We start from the raw sequence: 1,732 nt of genomic DNA on the forward strand, positions 1-1,732 counted from the left end.
CGCGGCAGTGGGCCCGACGGACACAGCAGCCGCGGTCGCGGATGGTTCCGATCTCCTGCCCGGCATCGCCTCCCTGTTCAACGGCGCACTGTTCACCGCGGACTGCCTGGACCGCGTGGGCGTGCCGGACCTCCGGTTGTTCATCCGCGGCGACGAGGTGGAGATGCACCGCCGGCTGGTGCGATCCCGGCTGCCCTTCGGCACCTGCCTCACCACCGCGTACCTGCACCCGCAGGGCTCGGACGAGTTCAAGCCGATCCTCGGCGGCCGCATGCACACCCAGTTCCCCGACGACCCGGTCAAGCGGCACTTCACCTACCGCAACCGCGGGTATGTGCTCACCCAGCCCGGCAACCGACGTCTCATCCCCCAGGAGATCCTGCGCTTTGGCTGGTACTTCCTGGTGACCAGGCGGGACCCGTCCGGCCTGCGCGAGTGGATGCGGCTGCAGCGGTTGGGCGCGGGCGAGCGGTTCGACAAGCCCTGACCAGACCTACCGGCCCGGAACACTCCGTCGCGCCGGGGCATGATGGAGCCCATGACCGACTGGATCGCCCTGCAGTCCCAGGCCGTCGACCTGTACGACCGGGTCCTGCCGACCATCGCCGACTGGGATGCGGCCACGCCGTGCAGCCAGTGGACCGCCCGAGACGTGCTGGCCCACGTCGTGGACGAGCAGATGTGGGTCCCGGGGCTGCTGGCCGGCGGGACGATCGACGAGGTGGCCGGGGACCTCGAGGAGCCCCTCCTGCGGCTCTCCGGCGCCACCGGTCCCGACCTCGTGGCCTTCTGGCACTCCCTGCGCGCGCCGGTGGCCGCCTCGTGGCGTGGAACCCCGCTCGACGAGGAGGTCCATCTCTCCTACGGTCTGGCGCCGGTGGAGCACTATCTCGCGCAGCAGACCTTCGACCTGGCGGTCCACGCCTGGGACCTGTCGGTCTCCCAGGGCATCGACCTGCCGTGGGGCGAGGAGCTCGAACGCGCCGTCCTGGACTTCGTCCGGGCCGACCTCGCCGACGACCCGGCGCCGGAGTTGTTCGCCGCCCCGGTGCCGGGCTTCGACGACCCCGGGGTCCCGCCCCGGCACGCCGCTCTCGCGCGCACCGGTCGGGACCCCTCGGCCTGGCCGGCACCGTAACCGGCCCCGGCCTACCCGGTCTCGCGGAGCGCCGCCATCGGGCACTTCTCGATGGCCTTGCGGGCCCTCTTCTGCAGATCCTCCGGAACGTCCTCGACGAGGAGGCGGACCACCTCGTCGTCGTCGCCCAGGGCGAAGACCTTCGGGGCGAGTCCGACGCACACCGCCTGACCCTCGCACCGGTCCGGATCGATCGAGATCTTCATGGGTTACCTCCTGAAGGGAACGCTGGGAACACTGGGAACACGGGGAACGAGGGGGATCAGCTCACCGGGACGAAGTCGACCTTGTCTCGGACACCACAGTCCGGGCACTGCCAGTCGTCGGGGATCTCCGACCACGGGGTGCCGGGGCCGAAGCCCTCCCGCGGCTCTCCGAGCGACTCCACGTAGTGGTGGCCGCAGTTGGGGCAGGCATAGGTGCCGATCGGCGAGACGGCACCGCGGACCGCGTTCACGTCGGGCTCGGGATCCAGGACGGCGGTCGCCGTGGCGGACGGAGTCGTGGACGCATTCGACGCGGCGCTCGTCCCGGTGGCCGACGGAGCGGAGTAACGCGCGAGGATCCGCTCCCGCTTGGACGGCTGGATGTTGG

General features: G+C 71.1%; 3 protein-coding genes and 1 pseudogene. 2 read left to right on the top strand and 2 right to left on the bottom strand.

Features of this window, described 5'->3' with window-relative positions:
• Together G6026_RS12175 and G6026_RS12180 are read left to right on the top strand one after the other, a co-directional pair.
• Positions 1-487 (top strand): annotated as a pseudogene (locus G6026_RS12175) (glycosyltransferase family 2 protein); the annotation flags it as partial.
• Between the two features lie 51 nt (positions 488-538).
• Positions 539-1,138, top strand: a complete 600-nt coding sequence (locus G6026_RS12180) for a maleylpyruvate isomerase family mycothiol-dependent enzyme (protein WP_182613334.1) — start codon at positions 539-541, stop codon at positions 1,136-1,138.
• A gap of 11 nt (positions 1,139-1,149) precedes the next feature.
• Here the strand turns inward: G6026_RS12180 and G6026_RS12185 are convergent, their stop codons facing one another.
• The gene (locus G6026_RS12185; RefSeq protein ID WP_182613335.1) at positions 1,150-1,344 is read right to left on the bottom strand and encodes a ferredoxin; all 195 of its coding nucleotides are present in this window, start codon (positions 1,342-1,344) and stop codon (positions 1,150-1,152) included.
• A 56-nt stretch (positions 1,345-1,400) separates the two neighbouring features.
• Positions 1,401-1,732 (bottom strand): rubredoxin (locus G6026_RS17400; RefSeq protein WP_241728057.1); only part of this gene is annotated, 332 nt, incomplete at its 5' end.

The sequence above is a fragment of the Dietzia sp. DQ11-38-2 genome (assembly GCF_014145055.1).
Classification (GTDB): domain Bacteria; phylum Actinomycetota; class Actinomycetes; order Mycobacteriales; family Mycobacteriaceae; genus Dietzia.